Origin of the sequence: Dysgonomonas gadei ATCC BAA-286 (assembly GCF_000213555.1) — a bacterium.
In the GTDB taxonomy this organism is placed as follows: Bacteria; Bacteroidota; Bacteroidia; order Bacteroidales; family Dysgonomonadaceae; genus Dysgonomonas; species Dysgonomonas gadei.
This window is the reverse complement of record NZ_GL891980.1, coordinates 627,545-650,869: the sequence shown is the minus strand read 5'-3', so window position 1 is coordinate 650,869 and position 23,325 is coordinate 627,545. Positions and strand designations below refer to the sequence as shown.

Genomic DNA, 23,325 nt, shown 5'->3' with positions numbered 1-23,325 from the left:
TAATGTTTCTATTAAAATAGGATTAATATTCTATATTTTAAAAGAATGAGACTAAAAATAGGTGATTTATCGGAAAACTAAAATCTTTTAGTTGGAATAAAAAAAGAAATAGATTATTTTTACAATCGTTAGCTTCTGTTACAGTTTTAAAAATACAATTTATCTTCCACAAAAAATCTAAATGAAAAAACTATTCTCTACTATTTTATTTCTCTTCTTGTCAGTATTAATCAATGCTGCACAACCCGATAGTATAGATTATGGTTTATATATAAAGTCATTCCCGTTCAATGATCAGGAAAAAACATCCCTGATACTGGAGAATAACCAACCGATCAGGCTGCACAATGAGACAACCATGACATTTGATATGAGCGTACGCAAAGACAATGTGTTTGGGGTTGTGTTCAGGATGATTACGGATAAGAAAGAAAATATAGACTTATTATTTACAGTGGGTGAGGGAGATAAGCGATATCCGATGCTTGTGGTAAATGAGTCTGTCTACATGATTTCCAAAGAAATAATCTGCGATGAATGGCTATCGGTAAGTATAACGTTATCGTCAGAGAAAAATGAAATCATTGTATTGTATGGGGAGACTAAATTATCTGTTCCTTACCAGATATCACGTGCCAATGAGGTGAAAGTCTCTTTTGGCCTATGCCCATTTGAAGGATATATGTTATATGATATAGCATCGGTGAATATCCGGGATGTAAAAATATTCAATGGTAAAAACCTACTGAGGCACTGGAAATTGGAGAAACACGATGAAAAGCACAGTCCCGACTCTGTAGCCCAGGTACCGGCAGTAGTTACAAATCCACGATGGATCATAGATATTTATGCAACTTGGGAAAAAATCTATTCGAAACATATTAAAGAGAATTCATTGTTTGCCTTCAATCCGAATCAGGGGGTAATTTATATTGCTTCCCCCGATTCTAAAGAGCTTATCACTTTCGATGCCGATAAAAGGAAAGAAAATATAATAGCTGTGAAAAGCGGAATAATAGCTGCCAATGCTCCTAATCAGTTATTCTACAACCCTGTTTCGAACAAGCTATTTTCCTATAATCTCGATGAGAACATAGTATCCGTATTCAATCCGGTTTCCGAATCGTGGGAAAACAATACAAAATCGCTTTTGGAACATGCCTACTGGAATAACTCAGTTTCTTTTTCGCCTTCCGATTCTTCATTGGTGTCTTTTGGAGGTTATGGCTTTTATAAATATAACAATGAATTACTCCGTTTAGACCCGAGCCGGAAATCTATAAAAAAGTCTACTTTGCCAGATATTTCCCCCCGGCATTCTTCTTCAACCGTTATTGTAAACAATACCTTGTATATCTATGGAGGATGGGGTAATAAAACAGGACGACAGGAATTATCTCCCCGTAATTATTACGATTTTTATTCGGTTAATCTCCTGACAGAACAGACAAATAAACTGTGGGAAATGGAGACGCCGGCACCCGAGTTGGAATTTCTTCCCGGTGAGAATATGATTTATGATGAGAAAGAAGATTGTTTTTATGTATTTACAAGCCAAAATGGCGGCACATTAATGAGGCTAAAGAAAGATATTGCGGGATTTGAAGCTATGTCTTTTCCTATACACGAAGATCTTACGGCTCACTATTTATATATGAAGCTATATTATTCCAAGGCCGATAATAAATTTTATCTATTGATAAATAAAATAAAAACAGATAAGTCGGCTGAAGTTGCGATTTATTCACTTAATTATCCGCCAATCGCTCTAAGCGAGATACAGGTTACTCAGCCAATAGAAGAGCCGGCTTCGCCATCTTCCGTGTGGATGATTGTTGTAATAGCTCTGGGACTTATATTTGTACTTATTCTTCCGATCTATTTTTTAATTAAAAGTGGAACATTTAAAAGAAAAACCGGAAAAAAGATAATGGCTCCATCTCAGCGCATTATAACATCTGCTGTAAGTGAGACAAAAGTGAAGGAGCCCGAGGTTCAGTACTATGATTTCTCCCGGCGATCGGTTTGTTTTCTTGGGGGCTTCTTGGTAATGGATAAAAATGGACAGAATATAACAGGCCAGTTTACGCCGATGCTGAAATACTTGCTGGTGTTGCTCATTCTTAGTACAGAGAGGGATGAAAAAGGTATATCGGGGAAGAAGCTGATTCAGTTGCTTTGGTTTGATAAGAATGAAGAGTCTGCTAAAAACAACAGAAACGTCTATCTTAGTAAGTTGCGTGCAACACTCGAAAATGTAGGAAATGCAGAAATTATAAACCAAAATGGCTTTTGGAGTATAAAATTGAATGAAGGTATCATGTGTGATTATACAGAGGCGATGCGGTTGTTTGGTATAATAAAAGAAAATGCTTCACCCGATCAGACAAATATAGACAGGCTGCTCGAACTATTGCTTAGGGGAGTATTGTTACCAAACACAGAAGCTGACTGGGTAGACGGATTCAAAAGTGATTTTTCTAATATGACGATAGATATATTGACCGAACTATCACAGAGCAATTATTATAAGCTCACTGATGACCTGAAACTTAAGATTGCCGATACTTTATTCCTCCACGATTATATAAATGAAGAAGCGTTATATCTCAAATGCTCTATATTGTTCAATTCGGGTAAGAAAGGAATTGCGAAAAGCATTTACGACAATTTCTGTAAAGAATACTATAATCTGCTGGGCTCGAAATATAAGTACTCCCTTACAGATGTTATAAGCCGGAATAATATCGAAGATTGAGTCTCCTTTTCCTTCTTAACTAAAAATAATTTTATCTATATGTTAGCTGACAGCTTTTAGCAGTTGGCTGATAGTTCTTTGAAAGATTAATGGCCCCCAAATTGGCTCCGCCGAACGTTGTTTCCCCCACCTTACAGAGAGAGTAAAAAGTAATAGGTAGAAATAGTGTTACCTTTGTTACCTTTTTAAGTAGTAAGTATTGAGTAGTAAGTATGAAGGAGTTCTAATTATTAACTGTTAACTGAAAAGTTACCTTTTATATAGTGTTCTTTGTGTAAACCTTTGTGTCCCTTGTGGTAAAGAGTTTTAACCACTAAGTACACGAAGGGAGTCACAAAGGGCACAAAGGCTAAAAACTGTTACTTTTGTTACTTTTTAACTATGTATAGTTAACGGATGCAAAGATGACTAGATAAAAACAAAGGAAAAGCTGTCAGATGTGTCAGATTTTAACTGAGTATGGTTAAAAAACGTAAATATGATGATAGGTTGGACTTTGCCCCCTTAGCATCTTTGCGAGAGAATATTGTTAACTGAAACAAGTGTAACCTTTGTTACCTTTTGAAAAAAATATGATGTCGAACCGTATTTTTAATACATTATTAATATGTTTTTAACTCTCCCGTTAATACGGTCGGCTTTATTTTGTTCCCGGAAATAACCAATACTTAAATAATACCATGAGAAAGAAATTTGGATTATTCATGTTTTTCGCGCTGAGCATCCTTACCGTTCAGGCCGGTGATATCAAATTACAGTATAAACGTCCCGCAAAAGAATGGGTAGAAGCCTTGCCTTTAGGAAACTCACGGTTGGGAGCGATGGTTTTTGGCAGCCCGGTCCGGGAGCGCCTGCAACTGAACGAAGAAACAATGTGGGGCGGAGGACCGCACCGGAACGATAGCCCCGCTTTGCTAGGCTCACTGAATGAAGTCAGGAGTCTTATTTTTGCAGGGAAGGAAAAAGAAGCAGAGGCATTATTGGACAAAACGATGCGGACGCCTCACAACGGCATGCCGTATCAGACAATCGGAAACTTGTATCTTGACTTCACCGGGCATGACAATTACTCGGATTACTCGCGCAATCTGGATCTAAAAACGGCGGTAGCAACTACCCGGTATGCTGTAGATGGTGTAACATATACCCGTGAAGTTTTCACTTCGTTTACCGATAATGTGATTATTATGCGTATTACGGCAGATAAGGCGAACAGTATTAACTTCTCCGCGTCATATGATTCTCAGGTGAAAGGCTATTCTGTATCAGTAAAGGGCAACAGGCTGGTGCTGAAAGGTACAGGCTCTGATCATGAAGGTATAAAAGGAGTGGTAAGGTTCGAAAACCAGACCGAAATAAAAACGGAGGGCGGAACGGTAAAAGCCGGAAAAGATAATATCGTTGTGAAAAACGCCAATACGGCGACAATATACATATCCATCGCCACTAATTTTATAGACTATAAGAATGTAAGCGGTAATGAGGCCAGAAAAGCAGAAACAATATTGAAGTCCGCACTTACCAAACCGTATCAGACCGCGTTGACCGACCATATAAAGTATTATCAGAAGCAGTTTAACCGTGTTGAGCTGGATCTGGGTACTTCCGAAAGAATGAACGATGAAACCGATAGCCGTGTGCGGAACTTTAAGGATGGTAAAGACCAGAACCTTGTAACACTGCTTTTCCAGTTTGGACGCTATCTGCTTATCAGTTCGTCACAACCGGGAGGTCAGCCTTCGACATTGCAGGGTATATGGAACGATCAGCTTGTACCACCCTGGGATAGCAAGTACACTATCAACATCAATACCGAGATGAATTACTGGCCTGCCGAGGTGACCAACCTGAGCGAAACACATTTTCCATTGTTCGAAATGGTGAAAGAAATAGCCGAAACGGGTAAAGAGACAGCAAAAGTAATGTACAATGCCAATGGATGGGTTACACACCACAATACGGACATCTGGCGTACGACCGGACCTGTGGACGGTGCTTTTTACGGGATGTGGCCTGACGGCGGGGCATGGCTTAGCCGTCATATGTGGCAGCATTACCTCTATACGGGCGATAAGGCATTCCTGAGCGAAGTGTATCCTGTGCTGAAAGGTGCGGCCGATTTCTTTTTGGATTTCCTTGTAGAGCATCCGAAATATAAATGGATGGTATCGGCTCCTTCCACTTCGCCCGAACAAGGACCTCCGGGAACGGGGACAAGCATCACGGCCGGGTCTACGATGGACAATCAGATAGTATTCGATGTACTGAGTGATGCATTGAACGCATCCAGGGCTTTGCAACTGGCCGATAATGCATATGAAAAAAGGCTGGAAGATATGATTTCACGTCTTGCCCCTATGCAGATAGGCAAATACAATCAGTTACAGGAGTGGCTCGATGACGTAGACGACCCAAAGAATGACCATCGCCATGTGTCGCATCTGTATGGGTTGTATCCGAGCAACCAGATATCACCTTATTCGCATCCTGCATTGTTTCAGGCTGCAAAGAATTCGTTGCTTTACCGTGGCGATATGGCTACGGGGTGGTCGATAGGCTGGAAGATAAATTTCTGGGCGCGTTTGCTGGATGGGAACCATACATATAAGATTATATCCAATATGCTATCGCTTGTAGAGCCGGGAAATAACGATGGACGAACATACCCGAACCTGTTCGATGCACATCCGCCTTTCCAGATCGACGGTAATTTCGGATTTACTGCCGGAGTGGCCGAAATGTTATTGCAAAGCCACGATGGAGCGCTCCATCTGCTTCCTGCCCTGCCTGATGTATGGAAAAAAGGTACAGTAAAAGGGCTGATAGCTCGCGGTGGTTTCGAAGTTTCTATGGAGTGGGACAACGGGGAACTTTTGACTGTCTCGGTATTATCTAAATTGGGAGGGAATATGCGCCTGCGTTCTTACGTGCCATTGACAGGTGCGGGACTGTCAGAGGCTAAGGGAGTAAATCCAAATCCGCTGTACGGAACTGCACAAATAAAGGAACCTCTGGTCTCCAAAGAGATAAACGCTCAGTATCCGTTGCTGTATAAGATATACGAGTATGACGTGGATACGCGGCAGGGGCAGGCATATACATTTAAGAGAGGTATGAAATAAGGACTAAATCATTAAAATTTAAATAATTATTTAATATATAAAACTAAAATATAATGAATCAGCGAATTATTCTGTCTGTGATAATCTTATCCTGCCTTTTTATGAATAAGATTACAGCCCAGACAAACAAGCACTCTGCTAAAACACAGTATCCAAGCTATAAAGGCCTGATTATGGCAGGTTATCAGGGATGGTTCAGGGCTCCGGCCGATGGAGTGATGTATCCCGATGAAAAACAAGTCCGCATAGATATGTGGCCGGATGTGAACGAGTATGAAAAGACATATCCTACAGGATTGAAGCACGCGGATGGTTCCACAGCACGCTTTTTCAGTTCTACGGACAAAAGTACAATAGATTTGCATTTCAAATGGATGCAGGAATATGGTGTAGACGGTGTGTTTATGCAACGCTTCTTTCATTCTGCTCAGCCAAAAGCCAGAGGGGAGGCTCCGACTGCGGTAATCAGAAACGCGTTTGAGGCTGCATCTAAATATCAGCGTGCTGTAGCTATTATGTACGACCTGTCGGGATTGAAAAGATCGGGAGAAGATTGTTCCAGCCTGATAGAAGACTGGAAGTATCTGGTAGATTCCATACGGGTGACAAACCAAAAAGGAAATCAGACATATTTATTTTTCAACGGGAAACCTCTTGTGGCCATCTGGGGTATCGGATTTCCCGACAGACCTTATAATATTCGCGATATAGGTATTGAGCGCTTCATCGATTTTCTGAAAAATGATCCTGAATATGGAGGTTGCAGTGTTATGCTGGGGGTACCTACATTCTGGCGCGAACTGACTGCCGATTGTATTCCGGACCCCTATTTACATACGATAATCAAACAGGCCGACATCGTTCTCCCTTGGACTGTCCAGCGCTTTACACCGCTTTTGCATAACGATATGGACCGTTTCCGCGACCTGATAATAGGTGATATGGAGTGGTGTAAAAATAACAATATCGATTATGTGCCTTGTGTGACCCCGGGATTCAGTTGGCATAATCTCAGCCGTTTTGAATTTCCCGATGATATAAAGCCCTCCGGGTCTATACCACGCCAAGGGGGACGTTTCTACTGGCAGCAGATATCTACTGCTATCAATGCGGGCGCCGGTATGATCTATGCGGCTATGTTCGATGAGGTAAATGAAGGGACGGCAATATTCAAATGCAGTGACAACCCTCCGGTAAGTGATATCGCTAAGTTCGTGGGGATGGAAGGAGTGCCTTCCGATCATTATCTCTGGCTTACAGGTGAAGCGTCTAAGATGCTGAAAAGACAAAAGCCATTGAGTATCCCGATGCCGAAAAGGGATTCCCGGTAGTAGGATTGATTAAGCAGGCTCTATACCTATGCTTTAAAGAATCTGAGGAAATCTTCCTTATAGCTGGATGATATTTCGATCTCCGTACCATCTTCCAGAGTCACATATCCGCCGGAGTTTTTGTGATATGACTTTACAAAGTTGAAGTTTATGATGTGTGACTTATGGATGCGGATGAAAGGGTAGGGCAGTATCTCGCCGAAATGCTTGAGGAACCGGCAAACCATCTTCTTGCTCTTATCTTTCAGGTAGATATCGGTGAAGTTTCCGTTGCCTTGCAGGCGGATGATATCCTCCATCTTCACCACTTCGAAGCCTTCGAGAGTAGGTAGTATGACCTGTTGTTTTTCCGGCTTGGTTTCGCGGAAGTTCTCTACCAGTATTTTGTTGCGGTTGAAGACTTCCTTGTTGATGATGTGCTGCTGAACTTTGTTTACGGCTAATATCAGTTCCTCGATACTTACGGGTTTCAGGAGATAGTATGCCGCGCTTTGGTTCAACGCCCGCAAAGAGTATTCGGAAAAAGCCGTGACGAATATCGTCTCAAAGTAGAGGTCTTTACAGCCTTCAAGTACATCGAAGGCATTACCGAACGGCATTTCCACATCGAGAAATACAAGTTGCGGTTCCAGATCGTGAAGAAGGGGTATGGCATCCTTACAGTTATATGCTTCGCCTATCACTTCTATTTGCGGACAGTATTTTGCCAGATAGTTTTTCAGGGCTTCCCGGGCGGCGGGCTCATCCTCTACTATTACGCTCTTTATTCTTTGCAGTGTGTTCATAGGTTCTTGTTCATTAAAGGGAATAATAACCTGACTATCACTCCGCTTTCCGTCCCTTCCTTCTCGGTGATGGAAATTGATATGTCGGTATGGTACAGGCCGTTTAGCAGGTTGATGCGTTCCTGTGTATTATTCAGTCCGCGGGAACGGTGTTCTTTTTGGTGCTTGGTTTTTAGCTCCTTGCTTTTTGTGAGTCCGATGCCGTTATCTTCGATGACGACTTTCAGATGATTACCGTCGGGCTTAACGGTCAGGGTGAGCAGTCCCATACTATCTTTGTAGCGTAGCCCGTGCCAGATGGCATTTTCCAGCTGCGGCTGTATCAGCATATTGGGAATGAACAGGGAATCGGCATCCAGCGAATTGTCTATTTCCATCTTATAGGTGAACTTGTCGTGAAAGCGCATGTATTCCAGATCGAGGTACTCCTTCATCTGCTCCATCTCGGTAGCCAACGGAATGAAGTCCTTGTTTGAAGTTTCCATGATATTGCGCATCAGCTTGGAGTAGGAAGACAGGTATTTGTTGGCTTCCAGTTCGTTATTTTGCGCTATGAACTGGTTCACACTATTGAGGCTGTTGAAAATGAAGTGGGGATTCATTTCCCTGCGCAGCGATTGCAGGGCTATCCGCTTATTCTTCTTCTTGATGGAATAGAGGGCTTTGGCTATAAAGACGAGTGAGATGAGTATAAGCACAATGGCTATGAGTAGTACATAGTTGAACCTATTGGTTCTGGATATAAGTTCATCTTTTAGCGCCCGTTCTTTTTCCAGCCGGAGTATTTTCTCCTCCTGTACGTGAAAGAATCTTTCGTCCAGCAGCGTACTGTCGTTCTTTACAAGGCCTTCGAGCTTCTTCATGAAGTCGGAATAAGCATCCAGGGCTTTCTGGGGTTGACGCATCCTCTGATATTGTTCTACGAGCAACTCAAGGCTGTTTTTGGCTTCTATGGTCTGTCCGTTATCTATGGCGAGGCTGTATGCCTGTTGCAAGGCGGATACACCCTCGGTCAACTTATTGGCCTCGAGGTAATTTTCCGACAGGGCTTGCAGTTGCTTGATCTCGGCTTTGGGGTTGTTCGTTTCTTTGGCTTCTGCTACCAGATCCTTGTTTATTTCTATTGCTTTTCCTATCTGGTTGTCGGAGGCATAGGTGCTGGCTATATCCTGCCGTATCTGCATGGATGCTTCCGGCTGGCCCTGGACAGTGACCAAGGCTTTCTCGAGGTTTCTGATTGCTTCGGGAGCATTGTCCATATCTTTGTTCACTTGTGCCATTTGCCGGTAGGCAAGGACTTTATCATCCTTGCTGTCCAGTTCTTCGGCCAGCAGTATATTCTGTTGTATATATCCCGATTGTACAGCCGGATTGTTGTAGTTCTGCACACGATACATATCATTGGAATTGATTTGCTGCATCTTTTTGTTGGAGGTGTTTGCCTGTGCAGAACCAAAGTTAAGAAAGGCATCATATCTCTTATCCTGTGCTTCCTGAACTTTTGCCAGTTCCCGTTCCACAGCAGCCAGTTTCTCCTTTTCTCTGCGGACCTGGTATATTCGTTTAGCTCTTGTCAGGTAATCTTCGGCTTTTGCATATTCTCCTTTTTCGGACAGTTCTTTTGCCAGCTTCTCATAGCTTTCGGCTACTTCCATATCGGACTTGCCTTCTTCTATGGCTTTGGAAACCTCCTGTATCCGTATATTCTCTCTCGATTGCTTGGATGCGCTCTTCGGCTGCTGCGCCCAACCTGGTGCTGAGATCAGGATAAGAAAGAGTATAAGTATATATCTGATATGCATAAGCTGTTGTGTTTGATTGAGATTGTAAAGTAAATACTTTTAAAACATTTATACCTTATAGTTCACCAATTCAAAATGACCGTTCACCCATTTTTCCACGATTGTTAATTCTTATCATAATACATTTGAGCAAAGAAACCAATTAAAACACAATGATATGAAAAAGTTTGTACTATTAAGCTCAGTGTTATTTACTTTTGTCGCAATGGCTGTCGGTTGTTCCTCAGCAACAGCCGAAAATAGAGAACAGAAACACAATTCTGAATTGTCTGTACCTGCAACTGATAATAAAATGAATAGGGGGACGAAAATACAAGTTGCTATTCTTCTCGATACGTCGAGCAGTATGGACGGACTGATTGAACAGGCTAAGTCTCGTTTATGGAACATCGTAAATACACTTACCACACTGCGGTACGAAGGCAAAGCGCCCCGCATAGAAATTGCTTTGTATGAATATGGGAATGATGGTATACGTACGAATGATTATATCCGCCAGGTAACACCTCTGACTACCGATCTCGATCTGATTTCTCAAAAGCTATTTGCTCTGACCACCTACGGAGGAGACGAATATTGCGGGGCAGTGATAAATAAAGCCGTAGAAGTGCTGGACTGGGGCAGAAACACATCGGATATGAAGCTTATCTATATCGCGGGTAATGAACCTTTCACTCAAGGTCGTATTTCTTACAAATCTGCTATAGACCGAGCTTTGGGCAAGGATATATTTGTGAATACAATACATTGCGGCAATCATAGCTCAGGTGTTCAGGGAATGTGGCGTGATGCCGCTATAAGGGGAAAAGGGAAGTTTTTCAATATCGACCATAATGTGAGAGTACGCTATTACGATACTCCTTACGATGACAGAATAAGTACTTGTAACGATCGGCTGAACGCGACTTATTTAGGATATGGACACAATGGTTTTGCACGGAAAGAAATGCAGGCCGTTCAGGATGTGAATGCGAAGTCCATATCGAGGTCGAATATGGCAGAACGGGCGGTGAGTAAATCGGCAGGCGTTTATAAGAATAGTAGCTGGGACTTGGTGGATAGGGTTAAAGAAGACAAAGATGCCCTGGATAATATAAGGCAATCTGATCTTCCGGAAGAATTGCAGAATAAATCAAAGGTTGAAATACAAAAAGTAATTGCCGGAAAAGAAGCCGAAAGAGCGGCTATACAAAAAGAAATAAGCGAACTGGCAAAAAAACGACAGGACTATATAGACAAGCAACTGAAAAACGATGGTACCAGCGACGACCTAGGCAAGGCTATTAACGAATCCGTTCTTGCATTTGCCAATCAGAAGGGTTATACTATAAGTAAATAATGATCTGTCGGCGCTGTACCGGAGCAAAACTATACCGATGCAAATACTGAAGAGTTAAACAAATCCATTAGTTTTTTGTTTTTATGATAGGTAGGCTACTGACTGGATTTACAGGAAGTAGCTTACTTTATCTATAAAGATAAAAGGGTTTCGAAATGTAAAAATGTTAGGTAAAGATCGGCATTCTTCCATTTTGTCGTATATTTGTATTGTTAAATAATAGTATATATGAAAATCATACTTACATCTATTAGCTTGTTTGTGTTGTCGTTCGCTGTTTTTATATCCTGTAAGACAGAGAAAAAGATAAATACTCCGAATGCGATATCTTACGATTCCATATCAGTATCCAAGATATATCATTTGGATAATGATTCTACAAAACCATCATGTTCGTTAAAGATCACATATATCTTCCCCGTGAAGTTTGCCGATGAGAAGATTTTGGCGACAGTACAGAAGGAATTGAATTTTGCACTGATGGAAGATGAGAAATATGAGCAAATGAAGCCGCAGGATGCCATCAATAAATATGTGGAAGATTATGTGGAAAAATATAAGACTGATGCCAAAGAGCAGTTTCCCGACTGGCAGGAATCAGGCGACACCGAGGATTATTTTTCGTATTATAAAACATTGGATACAAAGGTGATATTCGACATGGACGATATATTGTCGTATCAAATATCATCGATGGATTATAAAGGCGGGGCCAACTCCTCTACGGCTTACCGCAATATTGTGATAGATTTAAAGACCGGAAATATATTGAGTGAACAGGATATATTCTTGCCGGAATACAGGAAATTGCTGAATGCTATTTTGATAAGAAAAATAGTAGCTCAAAATAAAGTGCAGAAGCCAGAAGACCTTCTCGAGTTCGGTTATTGGGGGATTGAAGACCTGACATCGAATGAAAATTTCCTTGTAGATAATAATGGTCTGACCTATATTTTCAATCCGGGAGAATACTCGGCACCATCTCTTGGGGAAATCCGTGTATCACTTCCCTATAATGAAATCCGGGACTTGTTGAGAGATAATTCACCAATATCAATTTTTGCCGGAAAATAATATGGAAATAATTCTTAAGTATTTTCCTGATATCAGTGAAGAACAGAAGAGCCAATTTGCTGCTCTTTATGACTTATATGTTGACTGGAATTCCAAAATAAATGTAATTTCGCGCAAGGATATAGAAAATCTGTATACACATCATGTCCTGCACTCACTTGCCATAGCTAAACTTATACAATTCACAGATGGGACACAGCTAATGGACGTAGGTACAGGTGGAGGTTTTCCCGGAGTGCCATTGGCTATATTGTTTCCGAAATGCAAGTTCCTGCTGGTAGATAGTATCGGTAAAAAGATAAGGGTAGCTACCGAGGTAGCCACAGCTATCGGATTGAAGAATATACAGTTCCGCCATTGTAGGGCCGAAGAAGTAAAAGAAAAATTTGACTTTGTAGTAAGCCGCGCAGTGATGCCGTTGCCCGATCTGGTAAAAATTATAAAAAAGAATATTTCGAAAGAACAGCACAATGCTTTGCCAAACGGTCTGATTTGCCTTAAAGGGGGGAACCTTGAAGGTGAACTGAAGCCATTTAAGAAGACAGCCGAAGCGGATGACTTATCTATGTTCTTCGATGAAGAATATTTCAAGACCAAGAAAATCGTTTACGTACTTATTTAAATAATTGTTAATTCTTTTTGTCGGGAGGAAAATATGTCTACCTTTGTACTGTAATTATAAATGTTACAGTATGAGCGATCGTAAGTTTTCAATATCAATGCATATATTAGTACTCCTGGCTACGAGTTTGGATGAATGGATTTCTTCCGACTATCTGGCAGGAAGTATGAATATCAATCCAGTATTGGTAAGAAAAGAATTGTCGAACCTTCGCAGGCATGGGATTGTTGTAAGTAAAGAAGGTAAAAACGGAGGTAGTATGCTGGCAAAACCGGCAGACAAGATTCTTCTTTCCGATATATATAGAATAGTCAGTTCGCAGACAGCATTGGGCAATTCATTAGCATCTCCGAATCCGAAATGTCCGGTAGGGAAACAGATTAATGAACATTTGCACGATTTGAATATGGAAGCAGAAGATTTTATAATCGCAAAACTTTCAGATCAGACACTGGCCGATTTTAAGAAGAAGTTCGAGTAATTTTTTTTTATATAAAACTGTAATAAATATAAATACAGAAAAGGATAACATTTAAAAATAAAACAATATGAAAGTAGCATTAATAGGAGCAACAGGATTTGTTGGCTCACATTTATTACAAGAGTTGGTAAACAGAGGTTTTGAAGTAACAGCAGTGGCCCGTTCGGTAGATAAAATTCCGGTGAAGGACGGAAAGCCAAAGGCGGTGGCAGCAGATGTAACAGACGTAAAAGCATTAGCCTCTGTATTAAAAGGAAATGATGTTGTACTGAGTGCTTTTAATCCCGGATGGTCGAATCCGGATATTTATAATGATTTTATGAAAGGATCGGAAGCTATCCGGCAAGCAGTAAAGGAAGCCGGAGTAAAACGTTATGTGATGATAGGAGGGGCAGGCAGCCTGTACATCGACGGACAGCAAATAGTGGATGGCGCTGATTTTCCTGAAAGTATTAAGCCCGGTGCAACAGCAGCAAGGGATTATCTGGATGTGCTGAAAAAAGAAAAAGAACTGGACTGGACAATGTTTTCACCGGCTATCAATATGCATCCGGGTATTAAGACCGGAAGAACGGGTAAATACAGGCTGGGAACGGATGAACCTGTATTTGATAAGGATGGCGAATCGGTATTGTCTGTCGAAGACCTTTCGGTAGCAGTTGTTGACGAGATTGAGAACCACAAATTCTCCCGCCAACGCTTTACAGCCGGATATTAATTGATATATAGAATCTATACGGTATAGGCAGTATTCCAAATATGGATACTGCCTTTTTGTATATTTATAACATAAGATATAAGCTTAAATGGCTAGTTTTGAAACGAAAAAAGTTTTACCTTTAGGCTGTTTTTTAACAGAAAGTCATTTGTAAAATCTATGAACGTAAAAATATTTGAATTTAATCCGATTAGCGAAAATACATATGTGGCATATGATGAAACGAAAGAGTGTGTCATCATTGATCCGGGTTGTTTCTTTCCGGATGAGAAGGCGCTTTTGTTGAATTTTATTCTCGATAACGACCTGGTGGTAAAGCACCTCTTGAATACTCATCTGCACTTTGACCATGTATTCGGAAATAATTTTATATACGAACAGTTTCATCTGGAAACAGAGGCAAACAAAGGAGATGAATTTCTTCTGGAGCAATTGCCGGCCCAATTGCAAATGTTCGGCTTTAAGAATGAAAGTGCTGAAATTCCAAGGATTAGCAAGTATCTGAATGAAAACGATGTGGTGACATTTGGTAATCAGAGATTTATAGTTCTGGAAATACCGGGGCACTCGCCGGGCAGCATCATTTTCTATAATCAGGATGTTGGCTGCGCTTTTGTCGGAGATGTGTTGTTCAGGGGAAGCGTAGGGCGTACCGACCTTGCCGGAGGAAGCCATGAACAGCTTATTGTCGGTATAAAGAGCAAACTGCTTACACTGCCTAAAGAAACAGTGATATATTCAGGCCACGGGCCATTAACTACAATAGGGGAAGAAATCAAAAGTAATTTTTATTTACAATAAAACAGAACGGAAAGCACATGAAAAGCGAAAGATTCCAACATCGCCATATTGGCATCAATGCAGAAGAAGAGAAAATAATGTTGGCTAAAATCGGGGTAAAATCCCTTGATGAGCTGATAGATCAGACGATTCCTCAGAATATCCGATTACAAAGCGGATTGAATTTGCCGGAGGCTCTCAGCGAACATGAGTATGCCGAAGAAATGGCACTGATGGCTTCGAAAAACCGCATATGCGCTTCGTATATAGGGATGGGATGGTACGATACGGTATGTCCTGCGCCTATCTTCCGTAATGTATTTGAAAATCCTGTCTGGTACACGTCTTATACACCATACCAGGCGGAAATATCACAAGGTCGTCTCGAGGCTTTGATGAACTTCCAGACAATGGTGAGCGAGTTGACAGGCCTTTCTTTATCGAACTGTTCCCTGCTTGACGAAGCTACGGCCGGAGCGGAAGCGGCAGCAATGATGCATGCCCTTCGCAGCCGCGATCAGGTGAAAAACGGAGCAGACAAATTGTTTATTGATAAAAATATATTCCCGCAAACACTCGCTGTAATCAATACTCGTGCCGTGCCGCAAGGTATAGAGGTCGTGGTTGGCGATTATAAGGTATTTGATATTAACAGTGAATTTTTTGGTGCTATTATCCAATACCCGAATTCGAACGGTAGTGTCGAAGATTATAAGGCTTTTACAGAAAAAGTGCATGCTGCCGGATGCAAAGTTGCTGTCGCTACCGATTTGATGGCGTTGACTCTTTTGGTCCCTCCGGGAGAATGGGGCGCTGATATAGCCTTCGGTAGCAGCCAACGGTTTGGTATACCGATGTTTTACGGAGGCCCTTCAGCCGGATTCTTCGCAACAAAAGAAGAGAACAAGCGTAATGTGCCCGGACGTATCATCGGTGTATCGAAAGATGCTTATGGTAAGTCTGCATATCGTATGGCATTGCAAACCCGGGAACAGCATATCAAGCGGGAGAAAGCAACGTCGAATATTTGCACGGCTCAGGCATTGTTGGCTACTATGGCCGGTTTCTATGCCGTATATCACGGGCCTAAAGGCTTGAAGGAGATTGCGAAACGGATTCATTCTGCAACAGCATTGATAGCGGATGAACTGAAAGAACTGGGCTATACTATCCTTAACGAACAGTATTTCGATACATTGAAAATAGGTTTGGCCAGTGGTGTCTCTCAATATTCTTTACGCGAATATGCCGAAATGCGCGATATAAATCTGCGTTATTACGAGGGAGGAGAAGTAGGTGTCAGCATAGATGAGACTATCACGGAATATAAAGCCCATGAACTTCTGGCAGTGTTTTCCCTTGCAGCCGGACGTATGGAGGTATTTATGATTGATGATCTTCCCGAAAAACTGACTATTAAAGATGAGTTCCTCCGTAAAAGCGAATACTTGCAGCACGAAGTATTTAATTCATACCATACCGAAACGGAGTTGATGCGCTATATTAAACGCCTCGACAGAAAAGATATTTCACTTGCCCATTCTATGATTTCACTCGGTTCATGTACCATGAAGCTGAATGCTGCATCAGAACTGCTCCCTCTTTCATTGGGCGGGTTCCAGAACATCCATCCGTTTGCACCTCAGTCGCAGACTCAGGGATATAACGAATTGATAGAAGAACTGGGTGAATACCTCAAAGAAATAACAGGTTTTGCCGGGGTTAGCTTTCAACCTAATTCGGGTGCAGCCGGAGAATATGCGGGTTTGATGACAATCCGCAAATATCAGGAGAGTATCGGACAGGGACATCGCAACATTATTCTTATTCCTGCATCGGCTCACGGCACCAATCCTGCTTCCGCTATACAGGCCGGATACGAGACTGTTACCATAGATTGCGATGCACATGGGAATGTAGTATTGGAAGACTTGCAGGCAAAAGCTGATCTGCATAAAGATAATCTGGCAGGATGTATGATTACATATCCGTCTACACACGGCATTTTCGAAAAGGAAATAAAGGAAATGTGCAAGGTTGTCCATGAAAAAGGAGGGCAGGTATATATGGACGGGGCAAATATGAATGCACAGGTCGGACTGACCAATCCGGGCTTTATCGGAGCCGATGTATGCCACCTCAATCTTCACAAAACATTTGCTATTCCTCATGGCGGCGGAGGCCCGGGTGAGGGTCCTATTTGTGTGGCTGAGCACCTGATCCCGTTTCTTCCTCACCATCCCGAGCTGGATGGCAGCACAGTGAATACTGTTGCTTCTGCTCCGTTTGGCAGTGCGGGGATATTGCCTATCACTTATGGATATATCCGTATGCTGGGTGCGGAAGGGCTTACACATGCCACTAAAATAGCTATACTGAATGCGAACTATCTGGCCGAATGTTTTAAGGATACCTATGGTGTCGTTTACAGAGGTACATCGGGCAGGGTAGGGCATGAATTGATACTGGAATGCCGCAAGGTGAAAGATACATCCGGTATAACTGAATCGGACATTGCCAAGCGTTTGATGGATTACGGTTACCACGCACCTACATTGTCTTTCCCTGTACACGGTACATTGATGATAGAGCCTACCGAGAGTGAAAGTCTGGCTGAACTTAACCGTTTTGTAGATACAATGAACCAGATATGGGAGGAAATCAAGGAAGTGGAAAACGGTACATATACCAAAGAAGACAATGTGCTGGTAAATGCTCCTCATCCTGAATATGAAGTGTGTGCCGATGAATGGAAGCATGCTTATCCGCGATCTAAAGCAGCTTATCCTCTTCAGTTTGTGAAGGATAATAAATTTTGGATAAATGTGGCCCGTGTAGACAATGCTTTTGGGGACAGAAACCTGATTACCTGCCTGTGTGATATGGGATAATGCATCTGTTCAGGCAGGACTTTGGGATGTGAATTGTTGTAAACATATAAAGATAGTTTAAACTAAAATCGTATTAACTTGTTTATTGTAAGGATAGACACAAAATTGTGAAACTATGAAATTGAAATTATTTTTAATGACGGTTATATTAATGATGGGTATAAGTACAACAGTAGATGCTCAGAATAAAAAACCATTGAAGAATGATAAAGAGACAGTTCTATTCGATGTGTCGATGACTTGTGAGAATTGTCAGAAGCGTATTGAAAAGAATATTGCATTCGAAAAAGGGGTGACGGATATGAAAGTAGATCTTGAAAATAAAACAGTACTGATCGAATTCAAGAAAACTCAGACAACAGTGGAAAATCTTAAAGCCGCAATTGAAAAATTAGGCTATGAGGTTAAAATACACAATAGTGAACAGAAAAAATAAAGTAGAAAGATGAAAAAATTATTTATCATTATTGCAGCTATGGGATTGATGTATAGCTGTGGTGGTGGCACTCAAAAAGGACAGGAAGAAAAAGCTTCTGTTGATGAATTCTCTGAAATCGCAAAGCAGGTAAAAGACGAGCATAATGCTAAAAATTCACTTGATTATGTGGGAACATATACAGGTAAAATACCTACAGCCAGTGGCGAAGGTATGATTGTATCTATTACATTATCAGATAGTACATATGTGAAGAGTACAGAGTATGTAAATAAGAAAAACAGTAAATCGGAAGAAAAAGGTAAATATACCTGGAATGCTGCCGGTAATACAATTATTCTGGATGGAGTAAAAGATGCGCCTAACCAGTATTTTGTGGGAGAGAATACATTGACTCAGCTGGATATGGAGGGTAATAAAATTACCGGAGATATGGCCGACCTGTATATTTTGAAGAAATAATTCTTTGATGTTTTATATAAGTAAAGCCCTTTCCAATATTGGAAAGGGCTTTATTTATTAATCGGGGTTCAGGAATTTCATATCTTGTTACGACAAGCCATATCCGTTTAACATCCCGTTAAAATACAATGGTTTCAAAACCTTTACCTTTAGATGCCATGCTGCAGCTTGCTCTTTCGACATATCCATCATGGTAAAAGGTGCTGATGGTTGAGGATTTTTATCATAATCAAATTCGCAAAGAAGAACATGCCCGTAGTCAGTGATAATAGGGCATGCTGCATATCCATTGTATTTCATTTCCGGAGATTTACCGTCCATCAGAGAAATTAGATTCATTGCAGCTACAGGAACTTGTTTACGCACAGCGGCAGAAGTTTTGCTGGTAGGAATTCCCGCGCAATCACCTAAACAAATAATATTGGAATATGTCTTGTGCACCAATGTCTCTTTGTCTATCATGACCCAGCCTTCATCGGCTAATTTTCCCTCAGTCCAGGATAGTCCTGAATTCTTTACAAAATCCGGAGCAGACATAGGAGGAGTAAAGTGTAGGAATTCATAATCTTCGGTGATAGGTGTTATGATTTTCTCATCTCCGATAGTTTCTATATGGTCCATATATACACGTTTGGCAGATGTGTCCACTCCCTTCAGACGAGTAGTCAGGTGTATTGGAATATTTCGTTCATTGTATATCTCCAGTAAGCGCGGAGTATAATATGGCACATCGTAAAGCTCATTTGCCGCGGTGTAATAGCTGAGGGTAACGTTGTCTCTTGTTTCTTGTTTACGAGTGTAATGTTCAGCCAATAAGCATATTTTTTTAGGAGCACCTCCGCATTTATGTTTGGTGTAAGTGTCTGTAAAGATACCTTTTCCTCCTGTCTTGGAAAATTCCTGAATAGCAGTCCATGTTTTCTGAGCTCCTTCGAAGTCATATATAGAATGGGCATTTCCCAGCCCTAATGTATCTTTGGTGATTCCTTCTGTTTTCTCCCAGTTTATTTGTAATCCCGGGGTGAGTACAAGAAAATCATAGCTTATATTACCGTTTGATTCTGTTACTATCTGATTGCTCACAGGATTCACTTCCTTTACAATATCTTTTATCCATTTTGTCTGGCTGGGTACACAATCTTTCTGATCTTTCCATACTTCATCAGGAGTGTACACCCCCGATGCAACCAGGGTGAATCCAGGCTGATAGTATTGGCGATCGCTGGGATCGATAAGGGTGATGTCCGGTTCATCCAACCAGCGTTGCAGTAGGGCGGCCATGCTGAGGCCGGCGGCTCCTCCACCGATTATGACAATTTTACCTTTCGCATTACTTGAGAATTCTGTCAGTTTGTATATTCCTGTTGCGGTAATTAATCCTGCTGCACTGGTAATGGCAGCAACTTTAAGAAACTTTCTTCTGTTAATTTTTCTATTAGGCATTAGTAGTTTATGATAATTAGAGTTTTTATGGCATTTTCGTCTAGGTTCGGATTCGACCAGGGCAAAGATACATTATTTTTATTCATCAGCCAACCGTAAATGCTTATCTATGGGGATGATATATGTTTAGGATGGAATGTCATAATGTATTAATTGGTGTGAAAATGTTTTCATATTAATATTTAAAAGTTAACTTTGCGTGTTATTTAACAGCAAAAACGTTCAAAATACCAAAATGAGCTATTTAATAAAACCAAAACAGTACCATGCTTTGCTTGACTTACAACAAACCGAAATGGGGATCAAGCGAATAAAAGACTTCTTCCAACAAAACTTATCATCAGAACTCCGGTTACGTCGTGTTACCGCTCCTTTATTCGTATTAAAGGGAATGGGGATAAATGATGACCTGAATGGTGTGGAACGTGCCGTTAATTTTCCGATAAAAGATATGGGAGATGAGCGTGCGGAGATTGTTCATTCACTGGCAAAATGGAAACGTCTTACTTTAGCTGATTATGGTATAAACGAAGGCTATGGTATTTATACAGATATGAATGCGATACGTGCAGATGAGGAATTGGGTAATTTACACTCTCTGTATGTAGACCAATGGGATTGGGAGATGGTAATGTCCCCGGAAGATCGTAATCTCGATTTTTTGAAGGAAGTTGTTCGTCGTATCTATGCCGCCTTAGTCCGTACCGAATATCTTGTATACGAGGCATTTCCTGCTATAGTGCCGATTCTGCCCAGTGAGATCAAGTTTATCCATGCGGAGGAATTGCTTAAAAAATATCCGGGCCTTTCGTCTAAAGAGCGGGAAAATAAAGTGGCGGAAGAATATGGCGCTGTTTTTATTATAGGTATTGGAGGAGAACTGAGTAACGGCGAACCGCATGATGGACGTGCTCCCGATTATGATGACTGGACTACCAGGTCTGAGAATGGGTTTAACGGACTTAATGGAGATCTTATTGTCTGGAATCCGGTGTTGGGGCAAGGAATGGAGCTTTCTTCAATGGGTATCCGTGTCAACAGAGAAGTGTTGCTTGAGCAATTGAAAAAATCAGGCCAGGAAGACCGTACACAATTATATTTCCACAGACGTTTGCTTAATGGTGAGCTTCCTCAATCTATCGGAGGTGGAATAGGGCAGTCCCGGCTATGTATGTTTTATTTACGAAAAGCACATATAGGAGAAATTCAAGCTGGTATATGGCCGGCAAAAATGCGTGTAGAGGCCGAAAGCCTGGGAATGCCTCTGATATAAGGACTTTTCATAAAAAGATTTAAATAAGTACTTTTCAGATGCTGAAAGAATCAGGATTGAAGTTGTAAGTGGATTATTTTTCTTAACTTTATAATTCAAGGATGTTTTTTATTAAAGACATCCTTCGTTATTTTAATTATTCAACTAGACAAAACATGGAAAATAAGGTAACTATTCACTGCACAAATACAGACAGTTATAAGAACTTCCCCGTAGGGACAAGCCTGATCGATATACTCAAAGGTTTTTCTCTGAAAACAGAATTTCCGGTTGTAAATGCAAGGGTTAATAATAAGACAGAACCGCTGGACTATCAGGCTTATCATAATAAAACAGTGACATTTGTAGAGTTGACTGAGCCTTCAGGGATGCGGACTTATGTGCGTTCACTGTGTTTTTTACTGGCAAAGGCAGTTTCGGAAATTTTCCCGGAAGGACAACTTTATATAGAGCATCCTATTTCGTTAGGCTATTTCTGCCGCATTATCAATATATCTTCTGTTATAGATCAAGCGGCTATTGAATCTATAAAAGCTAAGATACAAGAATATATCGATGCTGATATGCGTTTCGAAGGTGTTGAAGAAGAAACAGTGCAGGTTGTAAAGATGTTCAGGGAAAGAGGTTTCGAAGATAAAGCCATTCTGTTGGAGACTTCGGGTGAGATGTATTCTAAATACTACCGTCTGGGAGACTCTGTCGATTATTTTTATGGTTGCCTTGTACCATCTGCCGGATATATAGATATATATGATTTACTCTTGTATAATGATGGATTACTGCTGCGTGTGCCTAACCGTAGTAATCCGGTTGAACTTGAGCCTGTCATAGAGCAACCGAAGATGTATAATGTATATAAAGAACATCTTAAGTTCCTTAATATAATAGGTTTGGATAATGTTGGCGATATGAACAAAGCTAATCAGGAAGGTCTTATGCCGGGTGTGATAAAGGTTTCGGAGGCCTATCAGGAAAAGACAATCGCCAATATTGCAGAGCAAATCGCATCCCGCTCCGAAGACGGCGTGAGAGTTGTGCTTATATCGGGACCTTCGTCTTCAGGAAAAACTACGTTTCGTATGCGTCTCGAGGTGCAACTTATGGTGAATCTCTTGAAGCCTGTGGGGCTTTCTCTCGATAACTATTTTGTAGACCGCGATAAGACGCCTTTAGATGAAGATGGCGGATATGATTTTGAATCATTATATGCTTTGGATATACCTAAATTTAATGAAGATCTGGAAAGTTTGTTGAAAGGTGAGGAAATCGAATTGCCGACGTTTAACTTTACTACCGGCCAAAGAGAATATAAGGGTGATAAACTGAAACTCGATGAGCATACAATATTAGTTATAGAAGGCATACACGGGTTGAATCCGGATTTAACAATTGGAATTCCCGATTATCAGAAATTCAAGATATATGTTTCGGCTTTAACCACAATTTCGTTGGATAATCATAACTGGATACCTACAACAGATAACCGTTTGCTGCGCCGCTTGATTCGAGACTATCGCTATCGTAGCTATTCTGCTATAGATACCCTGTCGCGTTGGGCGAGTGTGCGTAAAGGAGAAGATAAATGGATTTTTCCGTATCAGGAGAATGCCGATGTAATGTTTAATTCGGCTATGATGTATGAATTTGCGGCTTTACGTCGTTATGCAGAACCAATTCTTTCTCAGGTACCTAACAGTGCTCTTGAATATGCAGAGGCGCACAGGTTGCTTAAATTTCTGAAATACTTCAATTATATAAACGATAGGGAGCTGCCACCAACATCTTTGTTGAGAGAGTTTGTGGGAGGAAGTAGTTTTAAATATTAATATAGCAAACAGACTTGATTAAATAAGAGAGAAGGCTGCCAGTTTAAAATATTGGTAGTCTTCTTTGAGGTGGGCTTTATTGAAATACTATTGCTAAGGGATAAATGTTAATTAGGTTATAAAAAGGATATTACATTATTTGTGTGTCATTTTATGTTTGAATGTGATTCTTGTGCATATAA

17 protein-coding genes are annotated in these 23,325 nt (G+C 41.0%); 14 read left to right on the top strand and 3 right to left on the bottom strand.

Annotated features, from left to right (window positions below; translation table 11 throughout):
* Positions 1-181 precede the first annotated feature (181 nt).
* The 3 genes from HMPREF9455_RS06700 (at position 182) to HMPREF9455_RS06690 (ending at position 7,211) form a co-directional block, all read left to right on the top strand.
* The gene (locus HMPREF9455_RS06700) at positions 182-2,758 is read left to right on the top strand and encodes an AfsR/SARP family transcriptional regulator (protein WP_006798872.1); all 2,577 of its coding nucleotides are present in this window, start codon (positions 182-184) and stop codon (positions 2,756-2,758) included.
* A 680-nt stretch (positions 2,759-3,438) separates the two neighbouring features.
* Complete coding sequence (locus HMPREF9455_RS06695) at positions 3,439-5,880, top strand: glycoside hydrolase family 95 protein (RefSeq protein ID WP_006798871.1); 2,442 nt, start codon at positions 3,439-3,441, stop codon at positions 5,878-5,880.
* A 101-nt stretch (positions 5,881-5,981) separates the two neighbouring features.
* Positions 5,982-7,211, top strand: coding sequence for a glycoside hydrolase family 99 protein (locus HMPREF9455_RS06690; RefSeq protein ID WP_085930889.1), 1,230 nt, complete (start codon positions 5,982-5,984; stop codon positions 7,209-7,211).
* Between the two features lie 26 nt (positions 7,212-7,237).
* Here the strand turns inward: HMPREF9455_RS06690 and HMPREF9455_RS06685 are convergent, their stop codons facing one another.
* Entirely contained in the window at positions 7,238-7,996 is a 759-nt protein-coding gene (locus tag HMPREF9455_RS06685; RefSeq protein WP_006798869.1) for a LytR/AlgR family response regulator transcription factor, read from the bottom strand.
* Positions 7,993-9,798, bottom strand: coding sequence for a tetratricopeptide repeat-containing sensor histidine kinase (locus tag HMPREF9455_RS06680; protein ID WP_006798868.1), 1,806 nt, complete (start codon positions 9,796-9,798; stop codon positions 7,993-7,995). The genes HMPREF9455_RS06685 and HMPREF9455_RS06680 overlap by 4 nt, the downstream gene beginning before the upstream one ends.
* Positions 9,799-9,955: 157 nt before the next feature.
* Between HMPREF9455_RS06680 and HMPREF9455_RS06675 the strand changes: the two genes are divergently transcribed.
* The 9 genes from HMPREF9455_RS06675 to HMPREF9455_RS06635 all read left to right on the top strand — a co-directional run bounded on the left by HMPREF9455_RS06675 (position 9,956) and on the right by HMPREF9455_RS06635 (position 18,601).
* Complete coding sequence (locus HMPREF9455_RS06675; protein WP_006798867.1) at positions 9,956-11,137, top strand: vWA domain-containing protein; 1,182 nt, start codon at positions 9,956-9,958, stop codon at positions 11,135-11,137.
* Positions 11,138-11,365: 228 nt separating this feature from the next.
* Entirely contained in the window at positions 11,366-12,211 is an 846-nt protein-coding gene (locus HMPREF9455_RS06670; protein WP_006798866.1) for a DUF3298 and DUF4163 domain-containing protein, read from the top strand.
* 1 nt (position 12,212) lies between these two features.
* Complete coding sequence (rsmG, locus tag HMPREF9455_RS06665) at positions 12,213-12,833, top strand: 16S rRNA (guanine(527)-N(7))-methyltransferase RsmG (protein WP_006798865.1); 621 nt, start codon at positions 12,213-12,215, stop codon at positions 12,831-12,833.
* A 70-nt stretch (positions 12,834-12,903) separates the two neighbouring features.
* Positions 12,904-13,314 carry an Rrf2 family transcriptional regulator gene (locus tag HMPREF9455_RS06660; protein WP_006798864.1) on the top strand — a complete coding sequence of 137 codons (411 nt, stop codon included), beginning with the start codon at positions 12,904-12,906 and terminating at the stop codon, positions 13,312-13,314.
* Positions 13,315-13,381: 67 nt separating this feature from the next.
* On the top strand, positions 13,382-14,032 hold the full coding sequence (locus HMPREF9455_RS06655) for an NAD(P)-dependent oxidoreductase (RefSeq protein WP_006798863.1): 651 nt from the start codon (positions 13,382-13,384) through the stop codon (positions 14,030-14,032).
* Between the two features lie 159 nt (positions 14,033-14,191).
* Positions 14,192-14,833: an MBL fold metallo-hydrolase gene (locus HMPREF9455_RS06650; protein ID WP_006798862.1), complete on the top strand. Its 642-nt coding sequence runs from the start codon at positions 14,192-14,194 to the stop codon at positions 14,831-14,833.
* 17 nt (positions 14,834-14,850) lie between these two features.
* Positions 14,851-17,703 carry an aminomethyl-transferring glycine dehydrogenase gene (gcvP, locus tag HMPREF9455_RS06645; protein WP_006798861.1) on the top strand — a complete coding sequence of 951 codons (2,853 nt, stop codon included), beginning with the start codon at positions 14,851-14,853 and terminating at the stop codon, positions 17,701-17,703.
* A 115-nt stretch (positions 17,704-17,818) separates the two neighbouring features.
* Positions 17,819-18,139, top strand: coding sequence for a heavy-metal-associated domain-containing protein (locus HMPREF9455_RS06640; protein ID WP_044215523.1), 321 nt, complete (start codon positions 17,819-17,821; stop codon positions 18,137-18,139).
* A gap of 9 nt (positions 18,140-18,148) precedes the next feature.
* The gene (locus HMPREF9455_RS06635) at positions 18,149-18,601 is read left to right on the top strand and encodes a copper resistance protein NlpE (protein ID WP_006798859.1); all 453 of its coding nucleotides are present in this window, start codon (positions 18,149-18,151) and stop codon (positions 18,599-18,601) included.
* 87 nt (positions 18,602-18,688) lie between these two features.
* On the opposite strand, the gene HMPREF9455_RS06630 is transcribed toward HMPREF9455_RS06635, so the two are convergent.
* On the bottom strand, positions 18,689-20,044 hold the full coding sequence (locus HMPREF9455_RS06630) for an NAD(P)/FAD-dependent oxidoreductase (RefSeq protein WP_006798858.1): 1,356 nt from the start codon (positions 20,042-20,044) through the stop codon (positions 18,689-18,691).
* A gap of 235 nt (positions 20,045-20,279) precedes the next feature.
* Here HMPREF9455_RS06630 and asnA point away from each other — a divergent pair, with 235 nt between their 5' ends.
* Complete coding sequence (gene asnA, locus HMPREF9455_RS06625) at positions 20,280-21,317, top strand: aspartate--ammonia ligase (RefSeq protein ID WP_044215521.1); 1,038 nt, start codon at positions 20,280-20,282, stop codon at positions 21,315-21,317.
* Between the two features lie 155 nt (positions 21,318-21,472).
* On the top strand, positions 21,473-23,143 hold the full coding sequence (locus HMPREF9455_RS06620; RefSeq protein ID WP_044215518.1) for a nucleoside kinase: 1,671 nt from the start codon (positions 21,473-21,475) through the stop codon (positions 23,141-23,143).
* The last annotated feature ends 182 nt before the right edge of the window (positions 23,144-23,325 follow it).